General features: G+C 68.1%; 16 protein-coding genes. 3 read left to right on the top strand and 13 right to left on the bottom strand.

The genetic code is table 11. The features are described 5' to 3' along the window. Positions 1-52: 52 nt before the first annotated feature. The 3 genes from OHN74_RS41545 (at position 53) to OHN74_RS41535 (ending at position 3,300) form a co-directional block, all read left to right on the top strand. Positions 53-1,396: an ABC transporter substrate-binding protein gene (locus tag OHN74_RS41545; protein ID WP_327699740.1), complete on the top strand. Its 1,344-nt coding sequence runs from the start codon at positions 53-55 to the stop codon at positions 1,394-1,396. A 66-nt stretch (positions 1,397-1,462) separates the two neighbouring features. Beyond that, positions 1,463-2,452: a carbohydrate ABC transporter permease gene (locus OHN74_RS41540; protein ID WP_327699739.1), complete on the top strand. Its 990-nt coding sequence runs from the start codon at positions 1,463-1,465 to the stop codon at positions 2,450-2,452. 5 nt (positions 2,453-2,457) lie between these two features. Further along, positions 2,458-3,300: a carbohydrate ABC transporter permease gene (locus tag OHN74_RS41535; protein WP_327699738.1), complete on the top strand. Its 843-nt coding sequence runs from the start codon at positions 2,458-2,460 to the stop codon at positions 3,298-3,300. 136 nt (positions 3,301-3,436) lie between these two features. Here OHN74_RS41535 and OHN74_RS41530 read toward each other — a convergent pair whose 3' ends face one another. From OHN74_RS41530 to OHN74_RS41470, 13 genes are all read right to left on the bottom strand, one after another. Beyond that, positions 3,437-4,213: an NPP1 family protein gene (locus OHN74_RS41530; protein WP_327699737.1), complete on the bottom strand. Its 777-nt coding sequence runs from the start codon at positions 4,211-4,213 to the stop codon at positions 3,437-3,439. 608 nt (positions 4,214-4,821) lie between these two features. Next, complete coding sequence (locus tag OHN74_RS41525; protein ID WP_327699736.1) at positions 4,822-5,163, bottom strand: hypothetical protein; 342 nt, start codon at positions 5,161-5,163, stop codon at positions 4,822-4,824. After that, positions 5,163-6,281 (bottom strand): DUF3500 domain-containing protein, encoded by a 1,119-nt coding sequence (locus tag OHN74_RS41520; RefSeq protein ID WP_327699735.1) that lies wholly within the window; start codon positions 6,279-6,281, stop codon positions 5,163-5,165. The genes OHN74_RS41525 and OHN74_RS41520 overlap by 1 nt, the downstream gene beginning before the upstream one ends. A gap of 215 nt (positions 6,282-6,496) precedes the next feature. After that, complete coding sequence (locus OHN74_RS41515) at positions 6,497-6,640, bottom strand: hypothetical protein (protein ID WP_327699734.1); 144 nt, start codon at positions 6,638-6,640, stop codon at positions 6,497-6,499. Further along, entirely contained in the window at positions 6,637-8,592 is a 1,956-nt protein-coding gene (locus OHN74_RS41510) for a hypothetical protein (RefSeq protein ID WP_327699733.1), read from the bottom strand. The genes OHN74_RS41515 and OHN74_RS41510 overlap by 4 nt, the downstream gene beginning before the upstream one ends. Before the next feature lie 171 nt (positions 8,593-8,763). Continuing rightward, positions 8,764-10,197 (bottom strand): nickel/cobalt transporter, encoded by a 1,434-nt coding sequence (locus OHN74_RS41505; RefSeq protein ID WP_327699732.1) that lies wholly within the window; start codon positions 10,195-10,197, stop codon positions 8,764-8,766. A 4-nt stretch (positions 10,198-10,201) separates the two neighbouring features. After that, a complete protein-coding gene (locus OHN74_RS41500) occupies positions 10,202-11,293 on the bottom strand; it encodes a DUF3500 domain-containing protein (RefSeq protein WP_327699731.1) in 1,092 nt (363 codons plus the stop codon). A gap of 179 nt (positions 11,294-11,472) precedes the next feature. Continuing rightward, complete coding sequence (locus OHN74_RS41495; protein ID WP_327699730.1) at positions 11,473-11,625, bottom strand: hypothetical protein; 153 nt, start codon at positions 11,623-11,625, stop codon at positions 11,473-11,475. Positions 11,626-11,667: 42 nt separating this feature from the next. Next, the gene (locus OHN74_RS41490) at positions 11,668-12,690 is read right to left on the bottom strand and encodes an ABC transporter substrate-binding protein (RefSeq protein ID WP_327699729.1); all 1,023 of its coding nucleotides are present in this window, start codon (positions 12,688-12,690) and stop codon (positions 11,668-11,670) included. Then, positions 12,687-13,559: an ABC transporter permease gene (locus OHN74_RS41485; protein WP_327699728.1), complete on the bottom strand. Its 873-nt coding sequence runs from the start codon at positions 13,557-13,559 to the stop codon at positions 12,687-12,689. The genes OHN74_RS41490 and OHN74_RS41485 overlap by 4 nt, the downstream gene beginning before the upstream one ends. Further along, entirely contained in the window at positions 13,556-14,317 is a 762-nt protein-coding gene (locus OHN74_RS41480; RefSeq protein WP_327699727.1) for an ABC transporter ATP-binding protein, read from the bottom strand. Before OHN74_RS41480 ends, OHN74_RS41485 begins: the two co-directional genes overlap by 4 nt. Then, positions 14,314-15,264, bottom strand: a complete 951-nt coding sequence (locus OHN74_RS41475) for a DUF6282 family protein (protein WP_327699726.1) — start codon at positions 15,262-15,264, stop codon at positions 14,314-14,316. Before OHN74_RS41475 ends, OHN74_RS41480 begins: the two co-directional genes overlap by 4 nt. A 123-nt stretch (positions 15,265-15,387) precedes the next feature. Next, on the bottom strand, positions 15,388-16,059 hold the full coding sequence (locus OHN74_RS41470) for a GntR family transcriptional regulator (protein WP_327699725.1): 672 nt from the start codon (positions 16,057-16,059) through the stop codon (positions 15,388-15,390). Between the last annotated feature and the right edge of the window lie 41 nt (positions 16,060-16,100).

Below are 16,100 nucleotides of genomic sequence, written 5' to 3'. Positions count from 1 at the left end.
CACCTCGAAGCGTGAAGTACCCGAACCCTCACCCAGCACGGAGGCACCGTCCATGAACGCCGGAAGCAGAAGGTCCCGCCGCACGGTCTGTACGAGTCTCGCCCTCGCCCTGCCCCTGGTCGCGCTGGCCGCCTGCGGCGGAGGCGGTGGAGGCACTACCTCCGCCGAGGAGGGCAGCGGCAAGGGCACCATCAGCGTCTGGGCCCACCAGGGTCAGGCGAGCGAGGCCGCCGCGCTGCAGAACGCGGTGAAGTCCTTCAACTCCTCGCAGAGCGACATCAAGGCCGAGCTGAAGCTGATCCCCGAGAACGACTACACCAAGACCATCACCGCCACCGGCGCCTCCGAACTGCCGGACGTCTTGGAGTTCGACGGCCCGACCATGGCCAGCTTCGTCTACAACAGCAAGCTCGCCCCGCTCGACGACTACGTCTCCGCCAAGACCCTCGACAACGCCACCGACGCCGTCAAGGCTCAGGGCGAGATCGACGGCAAGCACTACGGCCTGGGCATGTTCGACTCCGGCCTCGGCGTGTGGGGCAACAAGAAGCTGCTGGACGCGGCCGGCGTGAAGTACCCGACGAGCGTGTCCGACGCCTGGACCGCCGCCGAGTTCACTGCCGCGCTCAAGGCGCTGAAGGCCAAGGACGCCGACGGCAAGGTGCTCGACATCTCCGAGCAGTACGGTCTGGCCACCGAGTGGGGCACCTACGGCTTCTCCCCGGTCGTCTGGTCGGCCGGCGGTGCCCTGCTGAAGGACGGCAAGGCCGAGGGTGCCCTCGACAGCCCGGCAGTGGTCTCGGCGATGAAGACCTTCCAGTCCTGGAAGACGTATGTCGACGCCAACACCGACGGCAACGCCTTCGCCAAGGGCAGGGTGGCGCTGAGCTGGGTCGGCAACTGGACGTACCCCGCCTACAGCGAGGCCCTCGGTGACGACCTCGTCGTCCTGCCGCTGCCCGACTTCGGGAACGGCCCCAAGACCGGCCAGGGCTCCTGGGCCTGGGGCATCGGCGCCGACACCAAGAACGCCAAGGCCGCGGGCGCCTTCATGGACTACCTCCTGGGCGACACCAGCGTCAGCGCGATGACGAAGGCCAACGGCTCGGTCCCCGGCACGAAGTCCACGCTCGCCAAGAGTGAGCTGTACAAGCAGGGCGGTCCGCTCCAGCTCTTCGCCGACCAGCTCGCCAAGCCGTGCGGCGACCGTGACATCAGCAAGTCCTGCGTCGCCGTCACCCGTCCGGTGACCGCCGGATATCCCACGGTCACCGCGAAGTTCTCCCAGGCCCTGAACTCGATCTACAGCGGAACGGACCCGAAGTCGGCCCTGGAGAAGGCCGCACGCGCCATCGACCAGGACTTCTCCGACAACGCCGGCTACAAGATCCCGTAGGCACCGACGGCCGGGGCGGGCGCGCGACACGCCGTGCCCGCCCCGTCAGGAAAAGGACCCACACCCGTGAAAACCGTGGAACCCGCGCACACCGCGGCACCGGGCGCGGAGCAGGCCTCCTCCGGGCCGTCCGCAAAGCTCCCGAAGGCAGGGCGCAAGAACCGGGACTGGCTGCACGGACTGCTCATGGCCATGCCGGCCGTCGGCGGGCTGATCGCGTTCGTCGGCATCCCCTTCGGCTACGCCGTCGTGCTCTCCTTCTACAACGTGCGGCTCGGCTCGCCGCTTGAGCCGTCGTTCTTCGGCCTGGAGCACTACCGGCGCCTGTTCACCGACCCCGACCAGTCCGGCCCGTTCCTGCGGGCGCTGCTGAACAACCTGACCTTCGCGGCGGTGGTCGTACCGCTGCAGACGGGTCTCGCCCTCGGCCTTGCGATCCTCCTCAACCGCAAGCTCAAGGCCATCGGCCTGTTCCGGTCCCTGTTCTTCATGCCGGTGGTCTTCCCGATGGCGCTGGTCGCCGTGATCTGGCGGCTGATCCTCGCCCGCAGCGAGCAGGGCATGCTCAACTCCCTGCTGGACGCGGTGAGTTTCGGCAACTGGGGCGCCTTCGACTGGCTCGGTGACAGTGCCACCGCGATGGCCTCGATCATCGTGCTGTCGGTGTGGCAGGGCGTCGGCTTCCAGATGGTCATCCTGCTGGCCGGCCTTCAGCAGATCCCGGGTGAGCTGTACGAGGCCGCCGAGCTGGACCGTGCGAGCCCTCTGCAGCAGTTCCGGCATGTCACCCTGCCCGGCATCCGCGGCACGCTCGTCTTCGTCGCGCTGCTGACCTCGGTGATGTCGTTCCGGGTCTTCGACCAGGTGTACATCCTCATCCGCGGCGGCGGCCTGGCCGAGGACGCCGCCCGCACGGTGATGTACCAGGCCGTCACCACCGCCTTCGACCAGAACAACGTCGGCCAGGCGTCCGCGATCACGGTCGTGTTCTTCCTGATCGTCCTCGTCCTGACGATCGTCCAGCGCCGCCTCGTCCGGCCCGACAACGAGGACTGACATCCATGGCCATGACCCGTACCCCCGTACGCCTCGTCCTCGACTACACCGTCCTCGGTGTCCTGGCGTTCGTCTTCGCCCTGCCGGCCCTCTATCTGTTCCTGGGCAGCCTCAAGCCGTCCGACGAGGTCCTGAACGGGCTGTCCGGCTTCCTGCCCACGCATCTCTCCTTCGACAACTACTCCGCCGTCCTCGACAGCCTCAACTCCGACAGCACCGGCTACTTCTGGCAGTTCATGGGTGTCTCGGTGCTGCTGGCCTTCGTGGTGGTGACGGGCGGGCTGTTCGTCAACTCGATGGCTGCGTACGGCCTTTCGCTGCTGACGGGGCGGGGCCGGCGGGCCCTCTTCACCCTCGTCCTGCTGCTGATGCTGGTCCCGTTCGAGTCGGTGGCCGTCCCGTTGTTCTACATGTTCAACGGCCAGCGCAACACGACCTACATCCAGGCGCTGCCGTTCATCGCCAACGCCTTCTCCGTCTACCAGTTCCACACGTTCTTCCGGCAGATCCCGACGAGCATCGAGGAGGCCGCCAGGTTGGACGGCGCGGGCCCGTGGCGCACCTTCTTCGCGATCATCGTCCCGATGTCGAAGCCGGTGTTCGCCTCGGTCGCGATCCTCACCTTCCTCATCCAGTGGGGCTCCTTCCTGTGGCCGGTCCTGATGGTCTCGGATCCGTCGGTGCGCCCTCTCCCCCTGGAGATCAGCGTCTTCCAGGGCCAACAGCCCCCCGACTGGGGCCAGATCCTCGCCTTCGGCGTCCTGCTCGTGCTGCCCGTGCTGGTGGTCTTCGTCTTCTTCCAGCGCTGGTTCGTCCAGGGCGTGGCCAGCTCCGCGGTCAAGGGCTGAGCGACGCCGACGGCTCCCGTCGCCGAGCGACCCGGACGGGTACGGACGAGGGCGGCCCCGCTGTGACCGGGAACGCGAACCGGGGGATGGATCGGCCCTCATTTCATCAGGGCGATCCCTCCCCCGGTCGTCCTCGTCAGGCGTAGGGGTCGAACGTGATGGCGCTCGGCTTGGCCTTGTTCAGGTGGTCGGCGAACTTGGAGTCCTGCAGGGGGAAGTTCGCGTCGCCCCAGTCGGAGGCGTTCAGGGTGTCGCGCAGGTTGGACGCCAGGTTGTCCCAGGTGAGCAGGTTCTCCTGGTGCCAGGCGCCGGTGTCGTTCTCCGGTGTCTCGCCCCACTTGGCGAAGCGGAAGGCGTGGGTGCTCACGCCGTCCTTGTGGTAGACGGCCTCGACGCGCTGGCCGCTCATCGGGACGTCGGCGATCGGGTGGGTGCTGAAGCCGCCGTGCGCGGAGGCGGACAGGTAGGACGGGGTGTCCGCGCCCTGCTGGACCCAGACGACCATGCACTCCCAGTCGTGGCGGTGGCCGATGCCGGGAGATGCCTCGTCCTTCTCGAAGTAGCTGGCGTACACGATTCCGCACCAGCCGTTGTTGCACTTGGCCCGCGAGTAGGTGTTGGCGTGGCCGAGGTGGCCGTCACGGCAGTCGCCGGTCACCGGGCCGGTCGGCTTGAGACCGCCGTTGAGGTTGCCGGCCGCGTCGATGGCGGCGGCCGGGTAGCAGCTGTCCGAGTCGTAGTCGTACAGGGGCTCGAAGTACTGCTGGAAGGTGGTCGCGTTCTCCGGGAGGTTCTGCAGGACGCTCGCGGAGGCGCTGAAGGGCAGGGCGACGGTCAGGACGACGGCGCTACCGGTGACGGCGGCGGCTCTGGCGAGACGGAAGGTCCGTCCGCTGCTGACGGCTCGGGGCAAGGGGTGCTCCAGTCTTCGATCCGTTCATCCCGGACATGACATCCGGGTCGGGATGGAGACTGACAGGCGAAGCGAGCGATGGAAGGGCTTTCTACCAAACTCACAGCGGCTCTTCACCCAACGGATCGGGACGGGCGGCAGTGCGGCGCCTCGGCGGGACCTGCGGTGTCTCGGCCGAGGCGAGGGGCATGGCCGGTCGACCGACCAGCCTCTGCTCAGGTTGATCACCGGGCCATGATGCTCAGCGTCGACTCAAGTTCCGTGCCGTGGACGGGTATGCCGACGTCCATCGCCCACGACGACCGCGGGCCATTGCCCGGTTTCGCCGCGGACGGCACCCGCGTCACCGGCCTCGACGGGCGGGCCATGCAGGGCCGGACGGTGTCGAACCCTTTATCCGGACGGGCGGTTGCCGGTCGGCCGCTCCGCACGCCCCGTCGCTCCACCGGACCTCTCCATAACCGCTTCGCCTGCCCCTCCGTGTCCGTCCCCTTCCGTGGCGGATACGGCATCGGCCCGTCCACCGCGATGGCCGACGAATTCATTTGGGCCAGGTGAAGGACGACGCCATTCCGTGCCCGATCCCGAATACACCGGAAACGACGGCCTCACGTCCCGCAAATAGGGTCCGAATGGAATTCACGGCGCCAACGAGGATACTGAGAGTCGAATATGAGGGTGGTCCCGAATATGCGACAAAGGGTTGTCCGGGCGTCGGCCGGGATCGCCTCGAAACTTTCCGGAAGCGCGATGACGCAGGACAGAAAAATGAGCAGAAATAGCATACGATCCGCGCCTTGCACGAAATTCATCGTACCGACCCGGAACATGGCGCGAATTGGACGTGCGACGGCCGGCGGCGCTGCGAGAAGCAGCGCCGCCATGACCGCCACCGCCGTCCCGACCGTCACGCGCAAGGCTGATGACAGCGAGATCGGCGGACGGTTCATCAGAACGTGAACTCTCCCCCGTAGTCGGTGTTGTGGTCCCGGAAAATGGTGTGGTAGTGAATCTGGTTCTGGTAGACCAGACCGTTCTGGCAGACGAACTCGATCCAGACGCCCGGTCCGTCGATGCGGACGTAGTCGCTCGTGCTGTCCAGGTCGGTGCCCCCGGAGTACGAGATGTAGGTCTCGTCGAGTTCCGACTTGTAGGTGCTCAGGACGGAAGCGGCGGTTGTGTCGTCCGCCACCTCGACCCACGGCGCGATGGCGTTGAGCACCAGTTCCTGCTGGTCGTCGGTGAGTTCGCCGACCGCGAGGCCCTCCTTGGTCTCCGGGAAGTCGCCGTCCTCACCCGGACCGACCAGCACGTCGCTGTACGTCGCCGAGAGCTTCGCCTCCGACAGCTCCGTCGTACTCAGGCTCCCGAGCATGTCCAGCAGTCCGTCACGCATCCCGGACAGGGGTGCGTACGTGGTGCCGTCGTCGTCGGTCCAACTGGTCGGCTCCACCCCGATGAAGAACGGGCTGATGCCCTCCGCCTCCCCGTCCTTGTAGGTGAGGTTCACCGCGAGGTGGTGGCCGCCGAAGTGCACCTGCCAGGTGCCGTCCGTGCTCGGGGTGCCCAGGAACGCCAGGAAGTAGATGTCGCTGCTGTACCCGCTGGCGGTCTCACCGAGAACGTCGTCCGCGGCCAGGATCTGTGAGATCTGGTCGTACCCGGTGCCCGTACCGGTGCCTGTGGCCGCCTTCAGCACCGCCTTCGCGGCGGTCAGCTGCTCGTCGGTGAGCGAGCCCAGCTGGATGCCGGGCCGGCAGGTCGAACCGCAGGGGAGATTCGACCAGGCCGTGGCGTTCTCCTCGGTGAAGTCGAGGAGCACCTCGGCCTGCTGGTCATCGTCCAGGGTGGCCAGGAAGGCGTTGGCGGCGGTCACCACGTCCGAGACCGCCGTGGCCGACTCGGTCGAGGTCGACGACTCGGTGGCCGAGGTGCTGCTGTCGACGTTCGTGGCGTTCGCCGTCGCCGCGTACGCCGCTCCGACGAAAAGAGCGGTCGCGGCGGAAAAAGCCATGCCCGCACGCTTCCAGCGGTGGATCGACCTGCGGTGTGTGTTGTTGCTCGGCATTTTGTTGCCTCCTTCTGAGACAAGTCGGGAGGGCCTCACAAGACTCATGCCGATCGATTCGAACGACTGTGGGTTTCGGGAGGACCTGTACCCTTGTTGGGCCCAGATAAATTCCACCGCGCGGCACTGTGATTTACACCGGGCGACGCTTTGATTTGCCCCTGCATTACTGTCGCGCGTCGCCGGTACGACCTTGATGGAGCGGGATGGGTCAGCTATTTCCCGGGCCGGGCGAATTCCCGGTCCCCTCTCTCGCCGCCTGTCTCCTTCTCCACCGCCTGGTAGCAGGCCATGGCGGCGACGGACGAGATGTTCGGGTCGGCATCGACTGCGGTGAACTTCAGGGTCCGTGGGGTCACTCGCCCTCGCCCTCGGCGACGGTGAGGACGAGGGCTCCGGAGTAGGTGGCGCCCGGAGTGAGGGCTGTGGGGGTGCCGTTCACGGTGAGGGTGACGGTCTTGCCGGACGGGGCCTCCACTGTCGCCGTCGCGTCCAGGACCAGACGCGTCAGGTACGACGTGCCGGTCACCGTCCACCGCGCCCCGGCGGCCAGTTTGAGGATCACACCGTTGTTGACCGCGGGCTGCGGGGTGTTGGTGACGTGGTTGATGTGCCGCCACTCGGCCGAGGTGATCGTGGGAACGGCGTGCTGGGACGCGGAAGCGGAGACGACGCCCTCGACGCTGCTTCGCCGGAAGGACAGAACCAGGTTCTTGCCGGTGCGCATCGCGTTGTAGAAGTCGCCCGTCAGGGAGATGTCGACGAAGGAGGCGCGGGCGTCGGCGGTGTGCTCGGCGGCGGTGTCGAAGCGTGTGTCCCTGACCGGGGCGCCGGTCGGCTCGGTGTAGACGCCGGTCAGGGAGCCGGGGTCGTCGCTTTCCATGATCTGTACCAGGATGCCGTTGCCGGCGGTGAGTTCGGCGCCCTGGGAGCCGTCCACCACGATCGTGATCCGCTTCCCCTTGTCGAGGAACATCGTCTCGGCGGTGGTGAAGCGGGTGTCACCGCTGATCTCCAGCCGACCGCCGTCGCCGCTGTGCCACATCACACCGAAGCCGCGGGAGTCGACGACCGACGGCCTGGGTTCGATCGCGTCGAGTTCCTGTTCGGTCAGTCCCAGGATCAGATAGCTGTTCATCGTGGCCACACCCTCGCGTGTGCTGCCTGTGAAGCTCATGGCGCCCCCGGTGGAGATGGCCGCGAACGTGGCGACGTCGAAGTGGGTGCCGAGGAAGATGCCCTGCTGGCCGCCGCCGTCCACATAGGTTCCGTAGCCGGAGTCGCCGGTGATGGTGACGGTCGAATTGATCGCGGTCAGCAGCGAGTTGCGGACCGAGTCCGCAGACAGCACGCCCCAGGACTCCGAGGAGACAGCGGAGTTGAGATAGGTGGCCGTGGTGTTCTCGCCGAGGGCGTTGGTGGCGCGGACGTTGCCGGACAGGCCGAGTGTCCACGGGGCCGTCATCATGTTCGCCCCGAGGCCCGGCTCGTAGTCGTCGGGCAGCACACCCTCACGGGTGCGGATACGGGAGTTCTTCACGATCACGTTGGCGCCGTCACGAGCGATGACACCGGTCCGGAGCACACCCCGGTTGTCGATGTCCGCTCCGTCCACGACCAGTCGGGTCCCGGCTCCCGAGCCGGTGACTGCGGCACCGTAACTCGCGTAGTCCAGGCGGCCGTTGCCGTCGAAGGCGATCCGGGTGTCTTCCAGGGTGTACGAGGCGCCGTCGGCGACGAAGAAGCCGTTGAAGGCCTCGCCGGTGGAGGTCAGGGACACGCTCCTCGCGTACGCGTCGGTGAGCGTCCCGCCTCGTACGCCCGACAGCACCGACCTGTCGGTGGCGACGCCGCCGGCGCCGACGTACACGCCCTGCCGCAGGTGGAAGGTGACACCCGCGAAGGACACCAGGTGCTCCACGGCCGGAGTCAGGACGATGTCGCCGCTGTAGGTGCCGGCGGCTGTCACGGTCGTCCAGCCGTGGGTGCCGTCCAGGACGGACCCGGTCTCCACACCGTCCACGGTCAGGGTCAGGCTGTGCCCCTCCGGGGCGGTGAGCAGGGCGCCGTCCTCCATGACCAGTTCGTCGAGCTGGGTGATCGCGGTGACCTCCCAGATCTCGCCGGAAGCGACTCTCCTGCTCGGGCCGGCGGCCCCGGCCGGTGTCGCCGCGTGGGCGGCGGTCGGTACGAGCAGCGCGGGTGCCGAGACGGCGCCCGCGACGGCGAGCAGCGCGCGTACCCGCGACCGCATCGGCATTCCGCGCTCGGCGAGGACCGGCTCGGTGGTGTGGGGGGTGACTTCGGACATGCGGAACTCCCTTGCGCCCCGAAGCAGTTCGTGGCGCGATCGGATCGAAGGTGGGTGTGGCAGGAGTGAATCAGTGACCGTGGAGGCGCAGAAGTGCGTGGCTCCTGTGAATCGGTCGGTTCAGGCCGTGACCATCCGGATTACGAGGCATGTCGCATCCGGGCGCATGACCTACCCCGCGAGACCGCCCACTCCGTTGACCGCGATGGCCAGGCCGAGAACGGTCACCACACCGGCGGATGCCGTCGGCAGCCACCGCGCCACCGGGCCGGGCCCCGAACCCCGGAATCGCTCCAGACCCGCGCGGGCGTGCACCAGGATCAGTCCCAGGCCAACGAGAACACCGGCGAGGCCGACGCTGAACGCGATGATCATGGTCAGGCCGAGGGCCGTGCGGCCGAGGCCGATGGCCAGCAGGAGAACGGTGAGCGCCTCGGGGCAGGGGACGATTCCGCCGGAGACGCCCATGGCGGCGATCGACCGGAAGGTCGTGGGCATGGTGAGCGGGTGGTGGTGATGGTGCCCACCGGGGCCGTGGCTGTGTCCGCCCTGACCGGCATTGTCGTGTGCGTGCGCGTCGGAGTGGGCGTGCGCGTGACCGTGGGCGTGGGTGTCGTCGTGCGCGGCCTCGCCCTTGCCCGGCCACCTTCGCCGCAGCAGCCGTACCCCCAGGATCAGTACCACCAGTCCGCTGGCCACCTCCAGTACCGGCACGAGTACGCCCGGCACGATGAACTGCCCCGCGAACAGCACCGCCGTGCCGAGGGCGATCACGGAGGCCGTGTGTGTGACGGTGATGACGGCGCCGAGGATCACCGCCTGACGGGACGTGCTGTGGGCACCCACCAGGTAGGAGGCGAGCAGGGCCTTGCCATGGCCGGGGGTGAGTGCGTGGAAGGCGCCGAGCAGCGCACAGGTGCCGATCAGCGCCAGCAGGGCCCAGGGAGAGGACAGCGGGGAGCGAAGGGCGCCGAGCATGGCGCCTCCGCTCGTCGCGCCCTCCTGTACGGCGCTTGTCGAACTCGTGTCTGCTGCGGCGCTGTCGGACAGGTGGATGGTGATGGTGCGTCCCTCGTCGGCGCGTTCGACATTCGCCGGCTCCGCCGGCGCACCCGCGGGCACGAGCACGTTGGCCTGCACGGTCGTGGGCGAACTGCCGGGCGGGTCGTACCTGTTGGTGAAGGTGACGCTGCGGGTGCCGGCGGGCAGGGTGGCCGTGAGGTCGAGGGTGACGGCACCGCCTGCGGCGGCGAGCAGCGCGTAGTCCGCGTAGGTGCTCCGGGTCGGCTTCAGCGGGACGGTCCGCCCCCCGGCCCTGAGGCCGAGCGCCGACGTCACGCGCTGGGCGTGTGCGGCCGTTTCGTCCGATCCGAGCCTTTCGTCGCCGTCGCTGTCGAGGGCTTCTGCGAAAGCGGGTGCCACCAACACGCCTGGGATGAGCGCGAGTTGGATGTCGAGCCGGGAGCCGTCGGGGGTGAGGTACGCCTGCTGGACGATCTCGTCGGTGGGATGGGCCTGGGCCGGTGCGGCCACGAGGCCCGACCCGGCGGCGGCCAGCACGAGGCCGGCCGTCCACCGGGCCAGGCGGCGTTCGACGGTGCTCAAGGGTTCAGTCCCCCGCGCCGTAGTCGTTGCCGCTCTCGCGGTAGATGGCATGGATGTGGCTGATGCCGCCCATGTTCCGCTGGTGGGCGAACTCGATGGTGAAGTCGGGGCTCTGGACCCGGTAGTAGATCGGCTGATCGCTCGAAGTGGATCCGTACCAGGCGAAGTACGTCGAGTCGATGTTCGCCGCGGCCGACTCCAGCTTGGACGCGTTCTGTTCGTCGTTGAGGGGGCTGATCCACTCCGTGATCAGGTCCAGCAGCAGCGTCTTCTGCGCGGTGGTGAAGGTGGAGGCCTTGACCCCCTCGTAGGCGAGGGTCTTCCCGTCCTGTCCGGCGCCCAGGACGATCTCCGTCACGGCCGTGTCCAGGACCGCTGCGTCGAGTTGTGTGCTGTTGAGCGACTGGACGACCGCGAACGCCTTGTCGGTCTCACCGGCCAGCGGCTCGTAACTGACGCCGTTGAGGGTGTAGGTCGCCGGCTGCACGCCGAAGAGGGTCGGGGCCAGGGTCATCGTGTCCCCGGTCAGCGTGATGTTGACCGCCAGGTGGTGGCCGCCGTACTGGACGGTCCACTGTCCCGTCGAGGACGGGGTGCCCAGGACGCGGATCCAGTAGTGGTCCGAGCCGTAGTCGTCGCTGCCGGTGGCGGTGTGCAGAACGCCGTCGGCGGTGGTGATGCCGGTGACCTGTTCGTAGCCCTCGTCGCTGAGCGCCGCCCGGAGGATGGCGAGCACCGCTGCCTGCTGCGTGGAGGTCAGGGTGTCCATGCGCAGTCCGGCGCGCGTGAACAGGCCGTCGGGGAGGTTCGACCACTGGGAGAGGTTGGCCTGCGTGCGGGACGCCTGGACCGTCGACTTCTGCGTGCTGCTGAGGGTGGCCAGGAACGCGCTGACCGCGGTGAGGGTTTCCGAGGCCGCCGTGGCCTCGGCCGAGTAGGCGACGGTCGCGGTGTCATCGCGGATGCCGAGGCCGACCCCGGCGTCGCCGGTGGCGAGGGCGGTCGCGAGCAGGGCCGCCGTGGTGACGGCGACCGCCGCTCGGCGGGTGCGACGGGCGGGGCGGAGCCGGTCCGGGTATCTCTTGGGCAGTACCACTTGGCCTCCTGATCGGAAGGCGGCATGGCCGTTCGTACGGGCACGCCGACGGATGTGAACCGGTCACGTCGATTCCGGTTCAAGAGAGCATCAAATTCGTCAACGATTCCGTGAACAATGGGGTCGCCGTGATTCATGCGAGATTCACAGCCGTCCCGCCGCAGATGCGTCAGATGTCGTCAAGTTCCGCTGTTCTGAGGGAAGTTGGGCTGCGGGCGCGCAGCGACACGTACATGCCCGCGCTGCGCTTCGGCGGGCCGCTCGACGACGATGCCGAGGGCGCGCATCGCCTCCATCAGCTCGATGATCGGGTCGCCGGGGTAGGCGTACACGAACCCCAGGTTGTCGTGCTGGACGGGCGACGGCGTCCGCGGTCATGTCTCGCGCAGGTTCGCCGGGACGAGCTGTTCGTATGCGGGCTCCTTCGTGATGAGACCGGATGCCTTGTGGAAGGCGACCGCGGCGTCGAAGGAGGAGCGCGGGAAGCCGTTCGTCGCCCGGATCTCCTCCTTCAGCAGCGGGAGCAGTGCCTCCAGCGCCGTGTCGGGCATGCCGCTGCGGTACGCGGCGAGCAACTTCTTGATCCCCGCGGAGTCGTCGCCCTGGATGTCCGTTCTCGCCCGCACCAGGGCTCTTTGGAAGGCGGCTATCTCCTTCGACTTCTTCTTCATGACGCTCTGGGTGGTGAACATGACTCCGTGGGACACCCGCTGGAGGCCGGGCACGTCGCCGCGGCACGGGGAGATGTACGTGGTGCCGGTGCCGGTCCCCTCCGCCTGCTGGGCCAGCGGCTGGGCGAAGGAGAGGGCGTCGACCTGGCCGCCCTTCAGGGCGCCGAGCGCCGCGGTCGCCTCACTGCCGAGGTTGACCAGTTCGGCGTCCTTCTTCGCGTCCATCCCGCCCCTCTTGAAGAGGTAGACGACAAGCGCCTCGGTGCCGCTGCCCGGCCCGGTGATGCCGATCTTCTTGCCCTTCAGGGACGCGATCCGCTCGTCCAGAGAGGCGTCGGTCGCCGCGCCCTCGAACCTCGTACCGGTGATGATGTCGATGTAGTAGGTGTCGACCATGTCCGCGACGAGGCTGAGGGCGTCGCCGGTCTCCGACAGTTTGAGGACGTCGGTCATCACCCCGCCGCCGAGCTCGATGCTCCCGGACTTGAGGGCGGCAGCCACCTTGGAGCCGGTGCCGAGCACGGCGGGCTCCTCGAAGGCGACACCCTCGTCGTCGAAGTAGCCCTTCTCGGTCGCGACGAACATCGGGAAGAACGCGATGGACTTGCTGACCTGCCCTATCGACAGTTTTCCGGTCTTCGTCGCGCCGGCCTCGGCGCAGCCCGTGGCGGCCAGCGTGACGACTCCGGTGGCGAGCATGCCCTTGACGAGTTGGCGACGGTTCATGTGCGGCCCTCCAGAGGCTTCCAGCGGTTGGCCCTGCGATCGAGCACGCCGACGAGCAGGTTGAGGATCGTGGCGATCGTTCCGAGCACGACGAGGGTGGCGAAGACGCCCGCTGTGTCGTAGTTGGCCGCCGCGTCACTGATGAGGTAGCCCAACCCCCTGTTGGACGCGACGAGTTCACCGATCACCGCGCCGATCAGCGAGTACGGGACGGCGACCTTGAGGCCCGTGAGCAGACCCGTCATCGAGCCTGGAAGGACGACCTTCCACACCACGTCACGCCGGCGTCCTCCCATCAGCCGCACCGCGTCGATCAGTCCGCGGTCGACCTCGCGCACGCCGACGGCCGTGTTGAGGAAGACCAGGAAGAACACGGTGACGGCGGCGAGGAGCACCTTCATCTGGAGGCCGATGCCGAACCAGACGATGAAAAGAGGCGCGAGCGCGACCTTCGGCAGCGAGTACAGCGCCACGACGAACGGGTCGACCACGCGGTAGAAGGTCGGCAGGGAGGCGAGAACGAATCCCGTGAGGGCGCCGGATCCGGCACCGAGGGCGAATCCGAGCACGACTTCCTGGAGGGTGACCCAGGTGTTGGACCAGAGCAGGCCCTCCCGCTGCCAGTCGGCCAGCCGGTGCACGACATCCAGCGGCCGACTGGTGTATGTGATGTCGAACAGGCGGCCCGCGGACAGTTGCCAGGCGACCAGCAGCACCAGGAGGAAGACCAGCCTGCCGCCCCAGACGATGACTGTGCCGCCGTGTCTGTCCCACCGACTGCGGTTCAACGGCACGGTGACCGACTGACCGATCCTCTTCTCGGTGCTCATGGTGGTGTTCGCCGTCTTCTTCTCCTCGACCGTGCTCACCGCGCCTCCCGGAGCGCCACTGTCATCTCCTTGTGCAGGCTGACGAAGTGCGGGTCGATCCGCAGTTCGTCGGCGTCGCGCGGTCTCGGCAGGTCGATCGTCTTGTCCAGGACCACCCGGCCGATCCGGCCGAGCACCACGACCCGGTCGCCCAGCAGCAGCGCCTCCTCGATGTCGTGGGTCACGAACACCACGGTCTGTCCGCTGCCCTGCCACAGCCGCAGCAACTCGGCCTGGAGCACGAACCGCAGTTGCGCGTCGAGTGCGCCGAAGGGTTCGTCCAGCAGCAGTACCTCGGGGTCGCCGGCGAGCATCCGGGCCAGGCTCGCCCGGCGCCGCATACCGCCGGACAGTTCGCGCGGATAGTGCCGTTCGAAGCCGGTGAGGCCGACCCGCTCGATGAGTTCCATCGCGCGCCCGCGGCGTTCCTTCACGTCGACTCCCTTGATCTCCATGGGCATCTCGACGTTGCGGACGACGTCGCGCCAGGGCATCAGGGTGTCTGACTGGGTCATGTAGCCGACTTCGGTGCGCGGACCGGACACCGGCCTGTCCCGGTAGGTCACCACGCCCGACGTGGGGCGCATGAGCCCGGACATCATGTTCAGCATGGTCGACTTGCCGCAGCCGCTGCGGCCGAGGACCGTCACGAAGCGGCCCTCCTCGATGCCGAGGCTCAGGTCGCGCAACGCCACGATCCCCAGGTCGCCCTTGACGAACTGCTTGGTCAGGCGCCGGACTTCCACGACGCTGCTCATGGCCGCGGCCGGTCCTTGGTCACACCGGCGAGCCAGCGGGTGTTGTCCACGGCCATGGTGTGTATCTCTTGCTCGGTGAAGTCCGCGGCCAGCAGCCGGTCGGCCAGCAGCGGCAGGCCGTCCTCCACCGGCGGGTTGAAGGGCTGTCCGAGATCGCTGGAGAGCACGGAGTGCTCCGGGCCGACCGCCCGGATGTTCTCCAGCCACAGCTCCCAGGAGACCTTGCCGGTGTACGGAGTGGTGAAGCACCGCTCCAGCAGGGCGCCCCGGGCGGCGAGCTCGCGTTGGCGTTCGACGCCCACCCGTTGCGAGGTGAACTCCGGGTGGGTGACGACGATCCGGCGTACGCCCTCCTCGGCCGCGGCGTCCACGACGGCGGCGATCTCGTCGGAGTGGAGATGGCCGGTGGCGAGCGTCATGTCGTGCGCCGCGATCACCCTGAGCACCTGACGGGTGATCGCCGACACCACGCCGTTGGGACCGACCACCTCGACCGGCTCGACCGTCATGCCGGCGTCCCGCAACTCGTTCTGGAGCTGAACCCACATGGGTGGCGTGGCGCCCTCGGGGCTGTCCGCCGTACAGGCCCGTTCGTTGGCGCTGTCCACGGTCGGCAGCCAGACGAACTGTGCGCCGCCGCGACCGGCGATCTCCACGGCGATCGGGTTCATCCCACCCACCGAGCCGTTCAACGTGATCGCTCCGACCGCACCGAACCCGGGGGTGGCACGGCGAACCACTTCGGCCCGTTCCGTCGTCGGGACGTAGTGGGACTTCAGTACGAACCCGTCGAGACCGACCTCGGTGAAGCGGGCCGCGAGGGTCAGATCGTCGACGCGGCGCTTCATCAGGTCGGGTGCGATGTGGACGTGGATGTCGTAGGCCCCCGCGACGAGCGCGCGGGAACGGTCCGAGGGTGTCGGGTGCGTGGCTGGTCGGTCGGCCATGGACGGCTCCTGTCGCCAATTTGGTGACCCAGATTGTTAACAATCAGGCGTGGAGCGTCAATGGTCCGCGCAGAAAGTGATGCCCGGCCTCCGGCCGCACGCCCCCCACCAGGGGACGAGGCGTCAACTCACAGGAATGGAAGTCGAGTTGCCCGTGTCTCGTAGGGCACGGATCACGCTCCCGAGGTGGTTTCGGGCAGCGCGTTCGGCGGCGTCGGGATCGCGACCGCAGAGGGCGTCGATGATCGCGAGATGCTCCGGCAGCGAGACGGACGGACGCCCCGGCCGCATGGCGAGCCGGAACCGGTGCCGAACCGACTGCCCCCGCAGCCGCTCGATCACGCCCTCGGCGGTGCGCTGTCCGCTCATCTCCAGCATCCGGCGGTGCAGTCGGTGGTTCAGCTCCGAGTAGGTCACCACCGCACCGGCCCCGACCGCAGCGGCCATCCGTTCGCGTATCTCACGCAATTCCATGATCTCCGCCCCGGTCACCCGCCGCGCGGCCTTGGCCGCACAGAGCCCCTCGATCACCATCCGCACCTCGGTGATCTCGATCGCCTCGGCCAGGGATACCGCGCGCACCCGGGCGCCCCGGTTCGGGATGCGCTCCACCAGCCCCTCGTTGCCCAACTGGATCAGCGCGGAGCGCACAGCCGCGCGGCCGGCCGCGAACCGCTCCGCCAGATCGGCCTCCACAAGCCGTTGGTCCGGGACGTACTCCCCGCTCACGATCGCCCCACGGATCGCCTCCACGACCGGGTCGGACCCGGCCGGGACTCTGCGCACAGCCGACACGTGACCTCCTCTCCAGGTCTCCCCGCCGAAGGAGCAGAATT

This window comes from Streptomyces sp. NBC_00459 (assembly GCF_036013955.1).
GTDB lineage: Bacteria > Actinomycetota > Actinomycetes > Streptomycetales > Streptomycetaceae > Streptomyces.
Note: the sequence above shows the minus strand (reverse complement) of the source record. Positions and strands in the feature narration are given on the sequence as shown.

Bases quoted from the DNA above. Each gene is read 5' to 3' on its own strand.
- OHN74_RS41480 (WP_327699727.1), bottom strand. From the start codon at position 14,317: ATGAGCAGCGTCGTGGAAGTCCGGCGCCTGACCAAGCAGTTCGTCAAG.
- OHN74_RS41545 (WP_327699740.1), top strand. From the start codon at position 53: ATGAACGCCGGAAGCAGAAGGTCCCGCCGCACGGTCTGTACGAGTCTC.
- OHN74_RS41510 (WP_327699733.1), bottom strand. From the start codon at position 8,592: ATGTCCGAAGTCACCCCCCACACCACCGAGCCGGTCCTCGCCGAGCGC.
- OHN74_RS41475 (WP_327699726.1), bottom strand. From the start codon at position 15,264: ATGGCCGACCGACCAGCCACGCACCCGACACCCTCGGACCGTTCCCGC.
- OHN74_RS41490 (WP_327699729.1), bottom strand. From the start codon at position 12,690: ATGAACCGTCGCCAACTCGTCAAGGGCATGCTCGCCACCGGAGTCGTC.
- OHN74_RS41535 (WP_327699738.1), top strand. From the start codon at position 2,458: ATGGCCATGACCCGTACCCCCGTACGCCTCGTCCTCGACTACACCGTC.
- OHN74_RS41525 (WP_327699736.1), bottom strand. From the start codon at position 5,163: ATGAACCGTCCGCCGATCTCGCTGTCATCAGCCTTGCGCGTGACGGTC.
- OHN74_RS41520 (WP_327699735.1), bottom strand. From the start codon at position 6,281: ATGCCGAGCAACAACACACACCGCAGGTCGATCCACCGCTGGAAGCGT.